Source organism: Micromonospora parva (assembly GCF_000718515.1).
GTDB classification, from domain to species: Bacteria; Actinomycetota; Actinomycetes; order Mycobacteriales; family Micromonosporaceae; genus Micromonospora; species Micromonospora parva.
Window position 1 is genome coordinate 24,063 of sequence record NZ_JNZS01000004.1, and the last position, 17,060, is coordinate 41,122.

Annotated in this window: 11 protein-coding genes; 5 read left to right on the top strand and 6 right to left on the bottom strand. The window is 72.2% G+C overall.

Features of this window, described 5'->3' with window-relative positions; genetic code table 11:
* Nucleotides 1-14 precede the first annotated feature (14 nt).
* Nucleotides 15-1,298, bottom strand: a complete 1,284-nt coding sequence (eno, locus tag IF22_RS0104765) for a phosphopyruvate hydratase (RefSeq protein ID WP_030328795.1) — start codon at nt 1,296-1,298, stop codon at nt 15-17.
* Nucleotides 1,299-1,511: 213 nt separating this feature from the next.
* On the opposite strand from eno, the gene IF22_RS0104770 reads away from it, so the two are divergent.
* Nucleotides 1,512-2,204, top strand: coding sequence for a hypothetical protein (locus tag IF22_RS0104770; RefSeq protein ID WP_030328797.1), 693 nt, complete (start codon nt 1,512-1,514; stop codon nt 2,202-2,204).
* A 143-nt stretch (nt 2,205-2,347) separates the two neighbouring features.
* Here IF22_RS0104770 and IF22_RS0104775 read toward each other — a convergent pair whose 3' ends face one another.
* From IF22_RS0104775 to mfd, 4 genes are all read right to left on the bottom strand, one after another.
* Nucleotides 2,348-3,967, bottom strand: a complete 1,620-nt coding sequence (locus IF22_RS0104775) for a DUF885 domain-containing protein (RefSeq protein ID WP_030328800.1) — start codon at nt 3,965-3,967, stop codon at nt 2,348-2,350.
* Nucleotides 3,968-4,075: 108 nt separating this feature from the next.
* The gene (locus tag IF22_RS0104780) at nt 4,076-5,062 is read right to left on the bottom strand and encodes a nucleoside triphosphate pyrophosphohydrolase (protein WP_030328802.1); all 987 of its coding nucleotides are present in this window, start codon (nt 5,060-5,062) and stop codon (nt 4,076-4,078) included.
* 2 nt (nt 5,063-5,064) lie between these two features.
* Nucleotides 5,065-5,871: a hypothetical protein gene (locus IF22_RS0104785; protein WP_030328805.1), complete on the bottom strand. Its 807-nt coding sequence runs from the start codon at nt 5,869-5,871 to the stop codon at nt 5,065-5,067.
* Nucleotides 5,872-5,934: 63 nt separating this feature from the next.
* Nucleotides 5,935-9,564, bottom strand: coding sequence for a transcription-repair coupling factor (mfd, locus tag IF22_RS0104790; protein WP_030328807.1), 3,630 nt, complete (start codon nt 9,562-9,564; stop codon nt 5,935-5,937).
* Nucleotides 9,565-9,861: 297 nt separating this feature from the next.
* Here mfd and IF22_RS0104795 point away from each other — a divergent pair, with 297 nt between their 5' ends.
* The 3 genes from IF22_RS0104795 (at nt 9,862) to ppc (ending at nt 14,921) form a co-directional block, all read left to right on the top strand.
* Nucleotides 9,862-10,782 carry a cyclase family protein gene (locus IF22_RS0104795; protein ID WP_030328810.1) on the top strand — a complete coding sequence of 307 codons (921 nt, stop codon included), beginning with the start codon at nt 9,862-9,864 and terminating at the stop codon, nt 10,780-10,782.
* Between the two features lie 53 nt (nt 10,783-10,835).
* Nucleotides 10,836-11,747 carry a helix-turn-helix domain-containing protein gene (locus tag IF22_RS35770; protein ID WP_051708186.1) on the top strand — a complete coding sequence of 304 codons (912 nt, stop codon included), beginning with the start codon at nt 10,836-10,838 and terminating at the stop codon, nt 11,745-11,747.
* A gap of 387 nt (nt 11,748-12,134) precedes the next feature.
* The gene (gene ppc, locus IF22_RS0104805; RefSeq protein ID WP_030328814.1) at nt 12,135-14,921 is read left to right on the top strand and encodes a phosphoenolpyruvate carboxylase; all 2,787 of its coding nucleotides are present in this window, start codon (nt 12,135-12,137) and stop codon (nt 14,919-14,921) included.
* A gap of 68 nt (nt 14,922-14,989) precedes the next feature.
* Here ppc and IF22_RS0104810 read toward each other — a convergent pair whose 3' ends face one another.
* On the bottom strand, nt 14,990-15,817 hold the full coding sequence (locus tag IF22_RS0104810; protein ID WP_030328816.1) for a hypothetical protein: 828 nt from the start codon (nt 15,815-15,817) through the stop codon (nt 14,990-14,992).
* 54 nt (nt 15,818-15,871) lie between these two features.
* Here IF22_RS0104810 and rmuC point away from each other — a divergent pair, with 54 nt between their 5' ends.
* Nucleotides 15,872-17,047 (top strand): DNA recombination protein RmuC, encoded by a 1,176-nt coding sequence (gene rmuC / locus IF22_RS0104815; RefSeq protein WP_030328818.1) that lies wholly within the window; start codon nt 15,872-15,874, stop codon nt 17,045-17,047.
* Nucleotides 17,048-17,060 lie beyond the last annotated feature (13 nt).

Here is a 17,060-nt window from a genome sequence, read left to right on the forward strand (position 1 = left end):
AGGCTTCGTGCGTCTCAGGCCGAACGGTAGCGCGGGAACGCGCCAGCGCCGGCGTAGCGCGCCGCGTCGGCCAGCTCCTCCTCGATCCGGAGCAGCTGGTTGTACTTGGCGACCCGGTCCGAACGGGCCGGCGCGCCGGTCTTGATCTGGCCGCAGCCGGTGGCCACCGCCAGGTCGGCGATGGTGGTGTCCTCGGTCTCGCCGGAACGGTGGCTCATCATGCACTTGAAGCCGGCCCGGTGGGCCAGGTCCACCGCGTCCAGGGTCTCGGTCAGCGAACCGATCTGGTTGACCTTGACGAGAACCGCGTTCGCCGCCTTCTCCGCGATGCCGCGGGCGATGCGCTGCGGGTTGGTCACGAACAGGTCGTCGCCCACGATCTGCACCCGGTCACCGATCGAGGCGGTCAGCGTCTGCCAACCGCTCCAGTCGTCCTCGGCCAGCGGGTCCTCGATCGACACGATCGGGTACTCGTCGGCCAGCTTGGTGTAGTAGGTGCTCATCTCCTCGGCGGACTTCGCGGCGCCCTCGAAGGTGTAGGTGCCGTTGTCGAAGAACTCCGTGGCCGCCACGTCGAGCGCGAACACGATGTCGGTGCCGAGCCGGTAACCGGCCTTCTCGACCGCCTCGGCGATCAGGTCCAGGGCCGCCGCGTTCGTCGGCAGGTTCGGCGCGAAGCCACCCTCGTCGCCGAGCCCGGTGGAGAGGCCCTTCTTCTTCAGCACCGACTTCAGCGCGTGGTAGACCTCCGCGCCCGAGCGCAGCGCCTCCCGGAACGTGGGCGCGCCGATCGGCGCGATCATGAACTCCTGGATGTCGACGTTCGAGTCGGCGTGCGCGCCACCGTTGAGGATGTTCATCATCGGCACGGGCAGGAGGTGCGCGTTCGGGCCGCCCAGGTAGCGGAAGAGGCTCAGCTCGGCGCTGCCGGCAGCGGCCTTCGCCACCGCCAGGGAGACCCCCAGGATGGCGTTCGCGCCCAGCTCCGACTTGCTGTCGGTGCCGTCGATGTCGAGCATCTTCTGGTCGATCAGCCGCTGCTCGCTGGCCTCGTACCCGATGATCTGGTCGACGATCTTGTCTTCGACGTTGGAGACCGCCTTCTCCACGCCCTTGCCCTGGTAGCGGTCGGCGTCACCGTCGCGCAGCTCGATCGCCTCGAAGGCGCCGGTGGAGGCGCCGGAGGGCACGGCGGCGCGGGCTACCGTGCCGTCGTCCAGACCGACCTCGACCTCGACCGTCGGGTTGCCCCGCGAGTCGAGAATCTCCCGGGCGACGATTCCCTCGATGGTTGCCACTAAGTCGCTCCTCGTTGTTGTTATCCGGTCCGTGGGTGGGCCGCGACGGTGCGGCTGAGGCAGGTGTTGAACGCAGCGTATCGGGCGGCGCGAACGGGCACGGCGTCGCCCGCGCACCCGGGTCACCCCGCGTTGACGGACATTCCCGGATTTCCGGGCGTCAACCGGCAACGGGTTTGCGCTGCACGGACCAAATCCACCAGGCTGGTCGCCATGCCCGCCGCCTCGACCACCCTCCGCATGCTCGCCGTGTCGGTCATCGCGTCGCTCACGGTCACCGGCTGTCAGACATTCGAGGACGCCGGAGTCGCCATGGGCCGCTCGGAACTCGTCAACGATCTCGCCGCCCGGCTCGACCGGGCACTGGAGTTGACCTACTCGGCCACCTACCAGTTGCCCGGCGGCCAGCGCGCCGCGATCGTGCAGGCACAGGACCCGGCGCGATCCACGTACACCTACCCGGGCGGGCAACTCACCGTCACCCCGGACGCCATCACCCGGTGCACGACAACCGGCACCCGCCCGGAGTGCACGCTGGTCGCCCCGCCGACCCCGGGCAGCAAGCCCACCGTGACGCTGTTCGGCGAGGCCAACCGGCAGGGCCTCGTCACGCCGCCGGTGGTGGTCGGCCTGCTCACCGCCGCCGCGCTCGACCCGCAGGCGGTCATCAAGCAGAGCGACACCACGGTCGCCGGGCACCACGCCGCCTGCGTGGCGGTGGAGAGCTCGTCCGGCGACTTCACCGCCTGCGTGACCACCGAGGGCGTGCTCGGCAGCTTCACCGGGCCGGTCGACGGCAAGCCGGTGGAGCTGGCGTTGAGCGACTACTCCGCGACCGTCGACGAGGACGCGTTCGAGCCGCCCGCCGGTGCCGGCGTCGTCGACCGCCGCCCCGGCGGCTCCTGACCGAACCGGCCGAGCCCAGGCCGGGCGACCGCCCGGCGGCGGGCCCGCGTCCGGCGCAACCGCTGCCCGCGTACGCCATCTCGCGCCGGCACATCGACGCGACGGTGACCGACGGCGGCGCCAAGCCCGCGCGGCGGCCCTGCTCAGAGACCGAGCAGGGTGCGCAGGTGGCGCGGGGGCGGGCAGTCGTGGGCGAGCATCGCGTCGTGCCAGTCGCGGACCGACACCCCGTCCGGGCGGGCGGCGGCGATGTCGGCCACCTCGCTGTAGCCGACGAAGTAGGTGGACAGCTGGGTCGAGGTGAGTTGGGCACGCCGCCACTTGCCGGCCGCCTCGCCCTCCTCCTGGAAGCCGCGCCCGGTCATCAACGCCATCGCCTCGGCCTCGGGCAGGTCCTCGGCGTGCACCAACTGGTCGAGCAACGCGTTGATGGTCATCCGTAGCTGCATCTTGAGCTGCTGCAACCGCACCGGCAGACCACCGAAGCCGAGACCCGTCATCACCTCCTCCGCGTAGACCGCCCAGCCCTCGATGAACGGGCCGGACTCGGCCAGCGCGCGGACCCGGGTGCCACCGACGTAGCGGCGGGCGTGGGCGAGTTGGAGGAAGTGCCCCGGCATCGCCTCGTGCACCGTCAGGTTGCGGATCATGTGGTCGTTGTATTCGCGGTAGAACGACTCGACCCGGTGCGCCGACCAGTCCGACGGCGTGGGCGCGATGCAGTAGAAGGTCGGCACGGCGGCGGTCTCCAGCGGGCCGGGCGCGTCGCAGTACGCCACCGCGACGCCCCTGGCGAACTCCGGCATCTCCTGGATCACGCACCGGTCGTCGACCAGGGTGACCAGGTCGTGTGCGCGGACGAAGTCGGTGGCCTCGTCCAGTGTCACAGCGGCCAGCTCGACGATCGTCGCGTCGTTCGGGTGCTCGGCGGCGAGCAGGTCCAGCGCCCGCCGTACGGACGCGTCGTCGGCCGGCCCGCCGACCAGCTCGACGGCCGCCGCACGGATCTCGGCGGTGACCCGGTCCAGGTTGGCCCACGCGCGCCGCTGGATCTCGGCGGCGCCCAGCTCGGTGTCGAGGGTGTGCCAGAGCCGGGCCTCCCAGCGACGTCGGCCCAGTCGCGGGTCACGGCCGGGACCGGCATCGGCGGCCAGGCCGGCCCGGAGCCAGGCGACGAACTCGTCCAGCGCGGCGATCGCGGCGGTGGCCGCCGGCTCGACCCGGTCGAGCTGGCTCGGCGCCTGGGCGAGCAGCGCCGGCAGCTCGTCGCGGATCAGCGCGGCCGTGCCGGTGAACTGCCCGACGGCCGTCTCCGCGTGGATCCGCGGCATGTCCCGCAGCGTCGCGCGGGCGGTGGCGAGGGCGTCCGGTACGGCGGCGAGCCGCCCGGCCAGTTGGGTCAGTCGCACCTCGGCGGGGGCGTACGGGCGGGCCAGCAGCGGGTGCAGCAGCGGGCCGGGGTTGTGCCGCAACGGATCCCACTCGTGCGACCGGATCTCGGTCAGCTCGAACAGCTCCCGGTCCACGAATGAGGTGAGCAGCGCGTGGTCGACCTGTTCGTCGACGTCGAGGGAGTCCGGGTCCAGTTCGGACAGCGCGTTGGCCGCGTCGGAGAGCATCGCCCGGTCGGCGGTCAACCCGTCGGCGGACAGGTCCGGCAGCCGGTCGTCGAACCGGTGGTCCCCGGCGGCGGTGGCGACCCCCGGCCGCGACTCCAGCAACGCCTCGACGACCCGCTCAGCCAGCACCCCAAACGCTTCCACCCGCCCACCCTACCGACCGCCCCACCGTGGTCGGCCGGTTCCGCCCCGTTCCGTCGATCATGAAGTTGTTGCCGTTCGCCTCGGCGTGTCGGGGCAACAACTTCATGGTCAACGCGGGTCTGCCGGTGGCGGTTCGGCGGTGCGGATGAGATCGGCGTGGGCCAGGGTGGCGCGGCGGAGGGCGGCTTCGGGGTCGAGGCCTGCCTCGCGGGCCGCCGCGACCGTGGCCAGCAGGCTGGCTCCCAGCCTCGCTTCGGCGTCCGGTTGGGCGTCGGGCAGCGGCGGCGCAACCTCGATGCCCCGGCGGGCGGCACGGTCCAGGATCTGCGCCGCCAGAGCCAGCGCGGGCTGACTCAGGGCCACGCCGTCCAGCACCGAACTTCGCGCCTTCTCCGCGCGCTTGATCCGCTCCCAGTTCTCGGTGATCTCCTCCAGGGTGCCCACCTCGGCACCGGCGAAGACGTGCGGATTACGCCGGATCATCTTGTCGACCAGGCCACCGGCCACGTCGTCGATGGACCACCGCTCATCCTCGGGCAACTCCTCGGCGAGCCGCGCGTGCAGCACCACCTGCAACAACACGTCGCCCAACTCCTCGCGCAGCGCGTCGGTGTCGTCGGCGCTGATCGCGTCGTACGCCTCGTAGCTCTCCTCCAGCAGGTAGCCGGCGAGGCTGCGGTGCGTCTGCGCCCGCTTCCACGGGTCGCCACCCGGCGAGGCCAGCCGGTCCAGCACGGCCACCGCGTCGAGCAGCCGGGCGCCCGGCGGATCCCACGAGCCGTACATCAGCTCCATCTCGGCCAACCCCGGTTGCCGGGCCAGCCGCAGGCCCAACTCCCGGGCCAGCGCCTCGTCACCCGTCGGACCGGCCAACCACACCACGGTGCCGTGCGCCGCCACCGCGTCCAGCAACGGCTGCGTGGCCGGGCCGTCCACCACAGTGACCTCGGCGCCCGCCTGACGCACGGCCGTGACCATCTCACTGTCCGAGCCGGTCAACACCGGGTGCTGGCGTACGACGTCCCAGGCCGCGGAGGTCAACAGGCCGGCCGGCAGCCGGGGTGAGGTGACCAGCAGGACGATCCGCGCCGACATGCTCAGCTGGCCGTGCCCTGCTCCGGTGCGGGAGCCTCGTCGCTCGGCGCGCCGCTCGACGGCAGCGGCTCCGGGGTGGAGATGTCAGTGACCGGGCCGGCCTCGTTGATGTACGGCAGCGAGTAGAAGACCAGCGACTGGCCGGTGCTCACCACCGACGGCACGCCCACCGCCCGGTAGCGCGGGTTGATCGTGACGTCGACCCGGCGCGCCTCTTCCTCGAGCGCGGTGCTGAGGGCGGTGGCGCTACGCACGAAGCCGCCGTCGCCGAACGCCTGACGGACGTTGGCCACCGACATCCCGGCGTCGATCGCCCCGGTCTTGGTCAGGGCGTCGTAGACGGCCATCAGCGAATCGTCGCTCAGCTCGGCCGGCGGGAGCTGCTGGTTGAGCACCTGGAGCAGGTCGATCCAGTCACCCCAGAGCTTGGCGTACTCGGTGCTCGCCGGCACCCGCAGGTTCTGCTCAAGCTGCTGCGGGCTGACCTCGTCGGGCACCTGGATGTTCTTCGCCGCCGCCACCCGCTTGCCGAGGTCCAGGCTGACCAGCAGGTTGACCACGTCCTGACGGGTCACCGCGGCGCGCAACTGCTCCGGAGACGGCGTCGCCCCCGCCTGACCGGCCTCCCGCCGGACGGCGTCACCGTACTTCGTCTGCGCGTCGTCGTAGATCGCGTCGACCCGGTCCACGGAATAGGCGGTGTCACCGACATAAGCGGCGATGTTCGGTGCGGACTTGCCGCAGGCAGCGAGGGAGAGGACACCCAGGGCCGCGACGCTGGCGGCGGCGATCACACGGCGAGCACGCATACCCGTCACTCTCTCATGCCCTCCCCCAGCCTGTGACGGCCCCCACCACACCACGGACCCGCCTCAACCCGCCGCGACGGCGAGCGGGGCGGGAGCACCGAGCACATCGGAGAGCAGTTGTGCACACCACTGCAGCAGCGCCTGGTCCCGCAGCGGCTCGCCGCCGATGCGCCGGGTGGTCGGTCGGGGCACGCTGACCTGGTCGGTGGCCTGCTTGTAGACGGCATCCGGGTGGTAGCGCTTGAGCCGCATCTGCTTCGAATCCGGCAACGGCAACGGCCCGAAGCGGACGTGCTTGCCCTGCATGGACACGTCGGTCAGGCCGTAGCGGCGGGCCAACAGGCGGAACCGGGCCACCTCCACCAGGTTCTGCACCGGGGCCGGCGGCTCGCCGTACCGGTCGGTCATCTCGGCGATGACCTCGCCCAGTCGCTCCTCGTCGCGCGCCTCGGCGAGCTTGCGGTACATCTCCAGACGCAGTCGCTCCACGCTCACGTAGTCGTGCGGCAGGTGCGCGTCGACCGGCAGGTCGATCTTGACGTCGGTCTCCTCCTCCGACCGCTCACCCTTGAACGCGGAGACCGCCTCGCCGACCATCCGCACGTACAGGTCGAAGCCGACACCCTCGATGTGCCCGGACTGCTCGCCACCGAGCAGGTTGCCGGCGCCCCGGATCTCCAGGTCCTTCATCGCCACGTACATGCCGGCACCCAACTCGGTGTGCTGGGCGATGGTCGCCAACCGCTCGTGGGCATGCTCGGTCAGCGGCTTCTCCGGCGGGTAGAGGAAGTAGGCGTACGCCCGCTCCCGGCCCCGGCCGACCCGGCCGCGGATCTGGTGCAGCTGGGCCAGGCCGAGCAGGTCGGCCCGCTCCACGATCAGGGTGTTGGCGTTCGGGATGTCGATGCCCGACTCGACGATCGTGGTGCAGACCAGGACGTCGAACTCCTTCTCCCAGAAGCCGACCATGACCTTCTCCAGGGCGTCCTCGCCCATCTGGCCGTGCGCCACCGCTACCCGCGCCTCGGGCACCAGCTCCCGCAGCCGCCGTGCCGCCCGGTCGATCGACTCGACCCGGTTGTGCAGGTAGAAGACCTGCCCGTCGCGGAGCAGCTCACGGTGGATGGACGCGGCCACCTGCCGGTCGTCCTGCGCGCCGACGAAGGTGAGCACCGGGTGCCGCTCCTCCGGTGGCGTGGCGATGGTGGACATCTCCCGGATGCCGGTGATCGCCATCTCCAGCGTGCGCGGGATCGGGGTGGCCGACATGCTCAGCACGTCGACCGACGCGCGCAGCGTCTTCAGGTGCTCCTTGTGCTCCACACCGAAGCGCTGCTCCTCGTCGACGATCACCAGGCCCAGCTGCTTGAAGCGGGTGGCGGTCTGGAGCAGCCGGTGGGTGCCGATGACGATGTCGACGGTGCCGTCGGCGACCATCTCCAACGTCCGCTCGGTCTCCTTCGCCGTCTGGAACCGCGACAGCTGCCGGATCTGGACCGGGAACTGGCTCATCCGCTCGGCGAACGTGTTGTAGTGCTGCTGCACCAGCAGGGTGGTCGGCACCAGCACCGCCACCTGCTTACCGTCCTGCACCGCCTTGAACGCCGCCCGGACCGCGATCTCGGTCTTGCCGTAGCCGACGTCGCCGCAGATCAGCCGGTCCATCGGGACGGTCTGCTCCATGTCCCGCTTGACTTCCTCGATGGCGGCGAGCTGGTCCGGAGTCTCCTGCCACGGGAAGGCGTCCTCCAGCTCCCGCTGCCACGGCGTGTCCGGGCCGAACGAGTGACCCTTGGACGCCTTGCGGGCGGCGTAGAGCTGGATGAGCTGCGCGGCGATCTCCCGGACCGCCTTGCGGGCCCGGGCCTTGGACTTCTGCCAGTCCGAGCCGCCCATCTTGTGCAGGGTCGGCTGCTCACCGCCCACGTAGCGGGAGAGCTGGTCGAGCTGGTCGGTGGGGACGAACAACCGGTCGCCGGGCTGGCCCCGCTTGCTGGCCGCGTACTCGATGACCAGGTATTCCCGGCTGGCCCCGTTGACGGTCCGCTGCACCAACTCGACGTAGCGGCCGATGCCGTGCTGCTCGTGCACCACGAAGTCGCCGGCCTTGAGCTCCAGCGGGTCGATGGTGTTGCGCCGCCGGCTCGGCATCTTGCGCATGTCCCGCGTCGAGGTGCCCCGACCGCCTGTCACATCGTTGCCGGTGAGCAGCACGAAGCGCGACGCCTCGTCGACGAACCCGCTGCCCAGCGCGCCGCAGGTGACCACCAGCTCGCCGGGGGCGGGCGCGGTCGGCACCTCCTGCACCAACCGGGCGCCGAGGCCGGCGTCGCGCAGCACCTCCACCGCCCGTTGGGCGGGGCCGTGCCCCTCGAAGACCAGCGCGATCGACCAGCCGTCGCCGGACCAACGCTTGAGGTCCTCGACGACCCGCGAGGTCTCACCGTGATAGAGCGGTGCCGGCTGGGCGGAGAGGGTCACCGCGATGGCGTCGTCAGGGGTGACGGCGGCCTGCTCCGGCGCGTCCTCCCAGGGCTGCCGCGTCTCGGCCGTCTCGCCCTCCACCAGACCGAACGGGGACAGCGTCCACCACGGCTGGCCGAGCTTGCCGGCGGCGGCGCGTACCTCGCCGAGGGTGCGGAAGGCGGCGGCGCCGACGTCCACCGGGGCCTGGCCGCCGACCGCGGCGGCGGCCCAACTGGCCTGCAAAAACTCCTCCGAGGTACGCACCAGGTCGTGCGCCCTCGTGCGGATCCGCTCCGGGTCGCAGAGCAGGACGTGGGTGCCGACCGGCATGGCGTCCAGCAGCAGCTCCAGCGAGTCGGGACCGACCAGCACCGGGGCCAACGACTCCATCCCCTCCACCGGAATTCCCTCGGCCAGCCTGTCGAGGATCTCGGCCAACTCCGGGTGCTGCTCGGCGAGCGCGGCGGCCCGGTCGCGCACCGCCGGGGTGAGCAGCAGCTCGCGACACGGCGGCGCCCACAGCAGCGGGACCTGTTCGATGGTCCGCTGGTCGGCGACGGCGAAGGTGCGGATCTCCTCCACCTCGTCGCCCCAGAACTCGACCCGGGACGGGTGCTCGTCGGTGGGCGGGAAGACGTCCAGGATGCCGCCGCGTACCGCGAACTCGCCGCGCTTGGTGACCAGGTCGACCCGGGCGTACGCCATGTCGATCAACCGGCGGGCGACCTCTTCCAGGTCCGCCTCCTCGCCTGCGGCGAGCTGCACCGGCTCCAGGTCACCGAGCCCTTTGAGCTGGGGCTGGAGCAGCGAACGCACCGGGGCCACGACCACCCGCAGCGGCCCGGTCCGGCCGTGCGCGTCGGCAGACTCGGGGTGCGCGAGGCGGCGCAGCACGGCCAGCCGTCGACCCACGGTGTCCGAGCGTGGGGAGAGCCGCTCGTGCGGCAGCGTCTCCCAGGAGGGGAAGACCACTACCTGTTCGGCCGGCAGCAGCCCGCCGAGCGCGGCGGCCAGGTCGTCGGCCTCCCGGGTGGTGGCGGTCACCGCGAGCACCGGGCGCCCGGCCCCGTCGTTGTCGGCGGCGACCGCCGCGACGGCGAACGGGCGCAGCGCCGCCGGGGCGGTGATGTCGAGGCCGTCTACCTGGGCGGCACCGGAGCGCGCCAGGTCACGCGCCCGGGCCAGCCCGGGGTCGGCCAGGGCGGCGGAAAACAGACCGGTGAGCAAGGGAAATCCTTCCCGGGGAGTCGACGCACACGACGGCGGCCCCTCGTCCAGTCGGACGGGGGGTGCACGACGACAAGCCTAGCCCCGTCGACCGACAGTCACCCCCTTCCGCCCAGGTCCACGCCGCCCCGCGCCCCGCGCCGAAGATCGCGCTCGAACCAGGATGTAGTGGCCTCAGCGACGCGCCGATGCCACTACATCCTGGATATTGCGAGATCTTGGGACCGCGCCGCCCGGCGCCACCAGCCCTCGCAGCGGATCTTGACCGAATGGCGGCTGGCGTGGTCGGGTTTCGGGATGGGTGAGCAGTGGCGGGCACAGTTCGACGCGGAGGTGAGCTTCGCCAACGGCGGCGGGCTGCGTACCGAGGGGTTCCGACTGGACATTCCCGGTCGGCAGATCAGCGACGACGACCTGGCGGCGTTGTTCGTCCGGCACCTCGGGCTGCTGATGGTGGCCGAGGTTCGGATCAGCGCCAAGACGATCATCGAGGAACCGCACAAGGGCGGCCGGGGCGTCGCCGTCGATCAGCCGACGTCCGGCCGCAGGCTGGTCGAGCTGAGCCACGTGATCAGCGAAGGGATGACCACCCTGCCCGGTTGGCCGGGCCCCCGGATCACCGACTGGTTGACCTTCGCCGCCTCCCGGGAGCGGTACGCCCCGGGCACCGAGTTCCACGTGGCCCGAATCGACATGATCGCCAACACCGGCACGTACCTGGACACGCCCGCTCACCGATGGGCCGGCCGGGACGACCTGACCGCTGTGTCGCTGGACCGTCTCGCCGACCTACCGGGGGTGGTGGTCCGGGTGCCGGCCGGCATCCGCGCGGTTGACCGGCTCATGCTGGCCCCGTACGAGGTGGCCGGTCGGGCGGTGTTGCTGCACACCGGGTGGGATGCGCACTTCGGCACCGAGCGGTACGGCGCGCCGGAAGCGCCGTACCTGACCGGGGACGCCGCCCAGGCGCTTGTCGAGGCTGGGGCGGCGCTGGTCGGCATCGACTCGATCAACATCGACGACATGGGCCCGGCTGCCGCCGGCGTACGCCCCGCGCACAGCGCGCTGCTCGCCGCCGGCATCCCGATCGTGGAGCACCTGACCGGCCTGGGCGCGTTGCCGCCGAGCGGGTTCCGGTTCACGGCGGCCCCCCCGATGGTGGCCGGCATGGGCACGTTCCCCGTTCGCGCCTTCGCCGTCGTCTCCGCCGGCACGTGAGGCCCGACAGCAGCGACACCTGACCCACCACCGTCACGTCTGGGGAGGGAACGATGCCCGCCGAGGGAGTCGGCAGTGATCCGCGTCGCCGCACCACACCCGCCCGGTGGCGGGTGCTGGGGCACCCGGAGGGGATGCTCGCCTACCAGGCGCGGTGCATCGTGGAGGACCACGGCTGGACGGAGTCCACCGTCGTGGACCGGCACAAGGTCATCCTGGGCCGTTCCGGGGCGTACCGGCGTCGGCTCAACGGTCGGGTCGAGCTCTCCGACGCCACCTCGGTGCTGCTCACCCGCCCCGGCGACGAACTCGCCGTGGCCCACCCGTTCGGCTGCGGTGACTCGTACACCTGCCTGGAGATCGACCCGGTGGTGCTGGCGGCCCGCCCGGACGCGGAGGGTTGGCTGGACCGGGGTGGGTGGTCCGGATCCTCCGACGCGGCGCTGGACCTGGCGCACCGGCTTCTGGTGGCGGAGTTCCGGCGCGGGCTGGACGGGTTCGAGATGGCCGAGCGGCTGCACCGGTTCCTGACCCACCTGCTGCGGCACAGCCCGCTCGGCGCGGACGAGGGGCTCGACCCGGCGGTCCGCCGTCGACCGGCGACGCTGGTCGCCCACCGGCGGTTGGCCGACCGGGCTCGGGAGGTGCTGGCCAACTCCGGTTTCACGCTCAGCCTGGACGAGGTCGCCCGGGAGGTGGGCAGCTCGCCGCACCACCTCAGCCGGGTCTTCCACCGGATGACCGGCAGCAGCCTGACCAGTTACCGGAACCGGCTGCGGGTACGGGCGGTGCTGGACACGCTCGCCGAGCCCGACGGTCGTCCGCTCGGTGCGTTGGCCACCGAGTACGGGTTCGCTGACCAGGCACACCTGACCCGGGTGGTCCGGGAGCAGGTGGGCCATCCACCGGCCCGCCTGCGCCGGTTGCTCACCCCCGCGGTCGAGACCCGGACCGGGTCGGGCTGACCCGTCGGCGGGTGCGGACACCGTCGGGGAGGCCCCGTCAGCGGACCTGCGGCGCCCTCTCGGGCACGCGCGACCGGGGCGTCGGGCCTCCCCGAACAGGCCCGCGTGCCCCCGCCGCCAGGACGGCCTCCGGTCCGGCAGGAACCATCCTCGGGCCGTCGGGCCGCCGCGTCTTGAAGAAAATTGCTCAGTAGCGCCCTATGTTCCGGTCCCGGCGCACACCACCGTCTGCCCGCGCGGACCGATCATGGTGGTTGAGATCACGCCGCAAAACACACGTCCGGAGGCAGTGGATCACCCGGGGGCCCTCCAGACATCCGGTCCGCGCGGATACCATCCAGTAAGTCGGACAGCGCTGTCCTTCGTACCCACGCAAGGGAGCGCATCGTGACCGACCAGCACGACCACGACGGCCCGGACGCCGCACTGCGCGCCGACATCCGCCGACTCGGCACCCTGCTCGGCCAGACCCTGGCCCGCCAGGAGGGTCGCCCGCTGCTCGACCTCGTCGAGGAGATCCGCGCCCAGGTCCGCAGCGACGCCCCGGCGGCCGCGCAGCGCCTCGGCGGGCTCGACGTGACCACCGGCACCAAGTTGGCCCGCGCCTTCTCCACCTACTTCCACCTGGCCAACATCACCGAGCAGGTGCACCGCGCCCGGGATCTGCGCCGCCGTCGCGCGGTGCAGGGCGGCTGGCTGGACCAGGCCGCCAAGATGATCGCCGAGCGGGGGGTGCCGGCCGAGGAGATCGCCAACGCCGCTCGCCGGCTCGCGGTGCGACCGGTCTTCACCGCGCACCCGACCGAGGCGGCCCGTCGGTCGATCCTGTCCAAGCTGCGGGCGATCGCCGACGAGTTGGACACCGAGACCGCCAACGCGATCCTCTACGGCGCCAGCGACGAGGGCCCGGCCAACCGCCGGTTGGCCGAGCTGCTCGACCTGATGTGGCAGACCGACGAGCTGCGACTCGACCGGCCGGACCCGACCGACGAGGCCCGCAACGCGATCTACTACCTGCGCGACCTGTACGCGGAGGCCGCCCCGCAGGTGCTCGACGATCTGGCCGACACGCTGCGCACGCTCGGCGTGGAGACCTCACCGACGGCCCGGCCGTTGAGCTTCGGCACCTGGATCGGCGGCGACCGCGACGGCAACCCGTTCGTCACCCCGGCGGTCACCCGCGAGGTGCTGACCATCCAGCACGAGCACGGCATCGCCGCCACCGAGAAGGCGATGGACCACCTGATCAACGAGGTCTCGGTGTCCCGCCGACTGCGCGGGGTGTCCCTGGACCTCTCCGCCAGCCTCGCCGCCGACCTGGACGCGCTGCCCGAGGTGGCGCAGCGTTTCCGCCGGGTCAACGCGGAGGAGCCGTACCGGCTCAAGGCGCGCTGTGTGAAGGCGAAGCTCGCCAACACCCGGCTGCGGTTGCGTCAGGGCACCGCGCACGTGCCCGGTCGGGACTACCGGGGCTCCGCCGAGCTGGTCGCCGACCTGGACCTGCTGCGCGCCTCGCTGGCCCGCAACTCCGGGCAGCTCACCGCGGTCGGCCGGCTGGCCTCCACCATCCGTACGGTCTCCGCGTTCGGCCTGCACCTGGCCACCATGGATGTCCGGGAGCACGCCGAGGCGCACCACGCGGTGCTCGCGCAGCTCTACGAGGCGGTCGGCGAGGTCTCCGACTACCCGGCGCTGACCCGGCTGGAACGCACCAAGCTGCTCGCCGACGAGCTGACCGGCCGCCGGCCGCTGTCCACGCTGGACACGTCGCTCACCGAGCCGGCCCGCAAGACGTTCGACGTGTTCGGCACCATCCGGGAGGCACAGGACCGGTTCGGCGCCGAGGTGATCGAGTCGTACATCATCTCGATGACCCTGGGCGTCGACGACGTGCTGGCCGCCGTGGTGCTGGCCCGCGAGGCCGGCCTGGTGGACGTGCACAGCGGGCGGGCCCGGATCGGGTTCGTGCCGCTGCTGGAGACCCCGGCCGAGCTGAACGCCGGCGGTGAGCTCCTCGACGAGTTGCTGTCACTGCCCGCGTACCGGGCGCTGGTCACCGCCCGCGGCGACGTGCAGGAGGTCATGCTCGGCTACTCCGACTCGAACAAGGAGGCCGGGATCACCACCAGCCAGTGGTCGATCCACCGGGCGCAGCGCGCGCTGCGCGACGTGGCCGCCCGGCACGGCGTGCACCTGCGGCTCTTCCACGGCCGGGGTGGCACGGTCGGGCGTGGTGGCGGTCCGACGCACGAGGCGATCCTGGCGCAGCCCTACGGCACGATGGACGGCGCGATCAAGGTGACCGAGCAGGGCGAGGTGATCTCCGACAAGTACACCCTGCCCTCGCTGGCCCGGGAGAACCTGGAGTTGACCCTCGCCGCGGTGCTCCAGGCGACCCTGCTGCACACCGCGCCCCGGCAGCCGGCCGAGATGTTGGAGCGCTGGGACGCGACGATGGACGTGGTCTCCGAGTCGGCGTTCCGGTCCTACCGGTCGCTCGTCGAGGACCCGGACCTGCCGGCGTACTTCTGGGCGTCCACCCCCACCGAACTGCTCGGCGCGCTCAACATCGGCTCCCGGCCGGCGAAGCGCCCGAACACCGGCGCGGGACTGTCCGGGCTGCGGGCCATCCCGTGGGTGTTCGGCTGGACGCAGACCCGGCAGATCGTGCCGGGCTGGTTCGGCGTCGGTTCCGGGCTGGCCGCCGCCCGCGAGGCGGGGCTGGCGGACGTGTTGGCCGAGATGCACCGTAACTGGCACTTCTTCCGCACGTTCCTGTCGAACGTCGAGATGATGCTGACCAAGACCGACCTGAGCATCGCCCGCCGGTACGTCGAGACGCTGGTGCCGAAGAAGCTGCACCCGATCTTCGAGCAGATCGAGCGGGAGTACGAGCTGACCAAGCGGGAGGTGCTGGCGGTCACCGCCTCACCGGCCCTGCTGGAAAACTCGCCGGTGCTCCAGCGCACCCTGGCCGTCCGCGACACCTACCTGGAGCCGCTGCACCACCTGCAGGTGGCGCTGCTGCGGCAGTACCGGGAGTCGGGTGCCGCCGGGCGGGCCATCGCCACCGCCCCGGGTGGTCGACGCGCACCGAGCGACGGCACCGCCCTGGAACGCGCGCTGCTCACCACCGTGAACGGCATCGCCGCCGGAATGCGCAACACCGGCTGATCATCAGGTACGACGACGGGCCCCGGTCGCTGTGACCGGGGCCCGTTTCGTGGGTCTGCGGACGACTGTCAGAAGTCGCCGCCGCCGAAATCCCCGCCCCCGAAGTCACCGCCGCCGAAGCCCCCACCGCCGAAGTCACCGCCGCCGAAATCCCCACCGGCGTAGTCGCCGCCGCCGAAATCCCCACCCTGGTCGCCGCCGCCGAAGTCCTGGTCGCCGCCGTCGCCGCCCTGGTCGACGCCGTCACCGAAGCCCTCCTGGTAGCCGGCGTCGTAGCCGTACCCGGGGTCGGCGAAGGCGGGCGAGAAGAGCGCGTCGGCGATCAGGATGCCGCCGAGCACGCCGGCCCCGGCGCCCAGCGCCGTCTTCCACCACGGCGTCGAATACCAGCCGGCGGGCACCGGCCGACCCTGATAACGCCCACCGGGGTAGTAGTAGGGCGTTTCCCGGCCGGGTTGCGGCCCGGCCCGGAAGGTCTGCCCCTGCACGTCGACCTCGCGCTCCTTGGTGAGCTGCCCCACGCCCCGCGCGGCGGCCAGGGTCGGCAGTTCGGGGCCCGGGTCGATGCCCAACGCCGTACGCGCCGCCCGGATGTACGCCAACCCCTCCAGCGCGGTCTCCCGGGCCAGCGCGAACTGGTGCGGCGTGGACGCCTGCTCCAGTTGGGAGCCCGCCGCGTTGTACCGCTCACCGGCGTCGGCCAGCGCCTGGCGCACCGCCGGGTCGTCGCCGTGCAGGTTCATCAACTGGCCGCCGAGGCGCTCGTACCACCGCTGCGCCTCCGCGCGGGCGTCGCCGAGCTCGGTGCGTCGGCGGGCACCGGCCTGGGCGCGGATGAGCGCGGCTGCGCCCAGCGCGCCGACCAGCACCACGGCGAGGCAGAGCAGAAGTTCCATGTCATCGAACGTACCCCCGGGTGTCACGTCGTATCCGTCTGGCAAGCTCCGGTGATGGACGTCTCGACGCTGCTCCTGGTGATCGTGTGCCTCGGTGTCGGCGGGGCGGTGGGCTGGCTCGCGGCCCGGTCCCGCTCGGCGGCCGACATCGCCCGCCTCGACGCCACCCTGGCCGCCACCCGGGAGGGCGAGGGCCGGCTGGAGCAGTCCATGCGGGCGTTGAGCTACGAAGCCACCGCGCAGTCCCAGGAGGCGGTGGCCCGGGCGGTCGCGCCGCTGCACGACACCCTGCGCCGCTACGAGCAGCGGGTGGCCGAGCTGGAGCACGACCGGGTCGACGCGTACGCCGAGCTGCGTGAGCAGGTCCGCTCGATGAACGCGGTCTCCGGTGAGCTGCGCACCGAGACAAAGCAGCTGGTGGCGGCGCTGCGCGCACCGCAGGTGCGGGGCCGCTGGGGCGAGCACCAACTGCGCCGGATCGTCGAGGCTGCCGGCATGCTGGAGCACTGCGACTTCTCCGAGCAGGTCACCGCCGACAACGACGGGCAGGTTGTCCGCCCGGACCTGGTGGTCCGGCTGCACGGCGGTCGCTCGGTGGTGGTGGACGCCAAGGCGCCGTTCGACGCGTACCTGACCGCCATGGAGGCCCGCGACGAGCGGGGCCGGGACACCCACCTCGACGCGCACGCGCGGCACCTGCGGGGGCACGTGGACGCGTTGGCCGCCAAGTCGTACTGGTCGGCGTTCGACAGCGCACCCGAGTTCGTGGTGCTGTTCGTCCCCGCCGACCCGTTCCTCGACGTCGCGCTCCAGCGTGACCCGACGCTGCTGGAGCACGCCTTCACCCGCAACGTGGTGCTCGCCACGCCGGCCACGCTCGTCGCCCTGCTCCGCACCGTCGCCTACTCGTGGCGGCAGGAGGCGCTGGCCCGCAACGCGCTCGCGGTGCACACCCTCGCCCGGGAGCTGTACGGCCGGTTGTCCACCCTGGGCGATCACGTGGGCAAGCTCGGGTCCTCGTTGGCGGGCGCGGTGACCGCCTACAACCGGGCGGTCGGCTCGCTGGAGGCCCGGGTGCTGGTCAGCGCCCGCAAGCTCGCCGAGTTGGGCGTCTCGGACGACGAGTTGGCCACGCCGGCCCAGGTCGAGCTGACGCCCCGGCAGCCGCAGGCACCCGAGTTGGTCGATCCGACCGACGGCGAGGTCGAGGCCCGCTCACCGGCCATGTGACAGTGCGTGTGCC

Bases quoted from the DNA above. Each gene is read 5' to 3' on its own strand.
- IF22_RS0104780 (WP_030328802.1), bottom strand. From the start codon at position 5,062: ATGTCGGCGCGGATCGTCCTGCTGGTCACCTCACCCCGGCTGCCGGCC.
- IF22_RS0104770 (WP_030328797.1), top strand. From the start codon at position 1,512: ATGCCCGCCGCCTCGACCACCCTCCGCATGCTCGCCGTGTCGGTCATC.
- rmuC (WP_030328818.1), top strand. From the start codon at position 15,872: ATGGACGTCTCGACGCTGCTCCTGGTGATCGTGTGCCTCGGTGTCGGC.
- IF22_RS0104810 (WP_030328816.1), bottom strand. From the start codon at position 15,817: ATGGAACTTCTGCTCTGCCTCGCCGTGGTGCTGGTCGGCGCGCTGGGC.
- IF22_RS0104785 (WP_030328805.1), bottom strand. From the start codon at position 5,871: ATGCGTGCTCGCCGTGTGATCGCCGCCGCCAGCGTCGCGGCCCTGGGT.
- IF22_RS0104795 (WP_030328810.1), top strand. From the start codon at position 9,862: ATGGGTGAGCAGTGGCGGGCACAGTTCGACGCGGAGGTGAGCTTCGCC.
- IF22_RS35770 (WP_051708186.1), top strand. From the start codon at position 10,836: ATGCCCGCCGAGGGAGTCGGCAGTGATCCGCGTCGCCGCACCACACCC.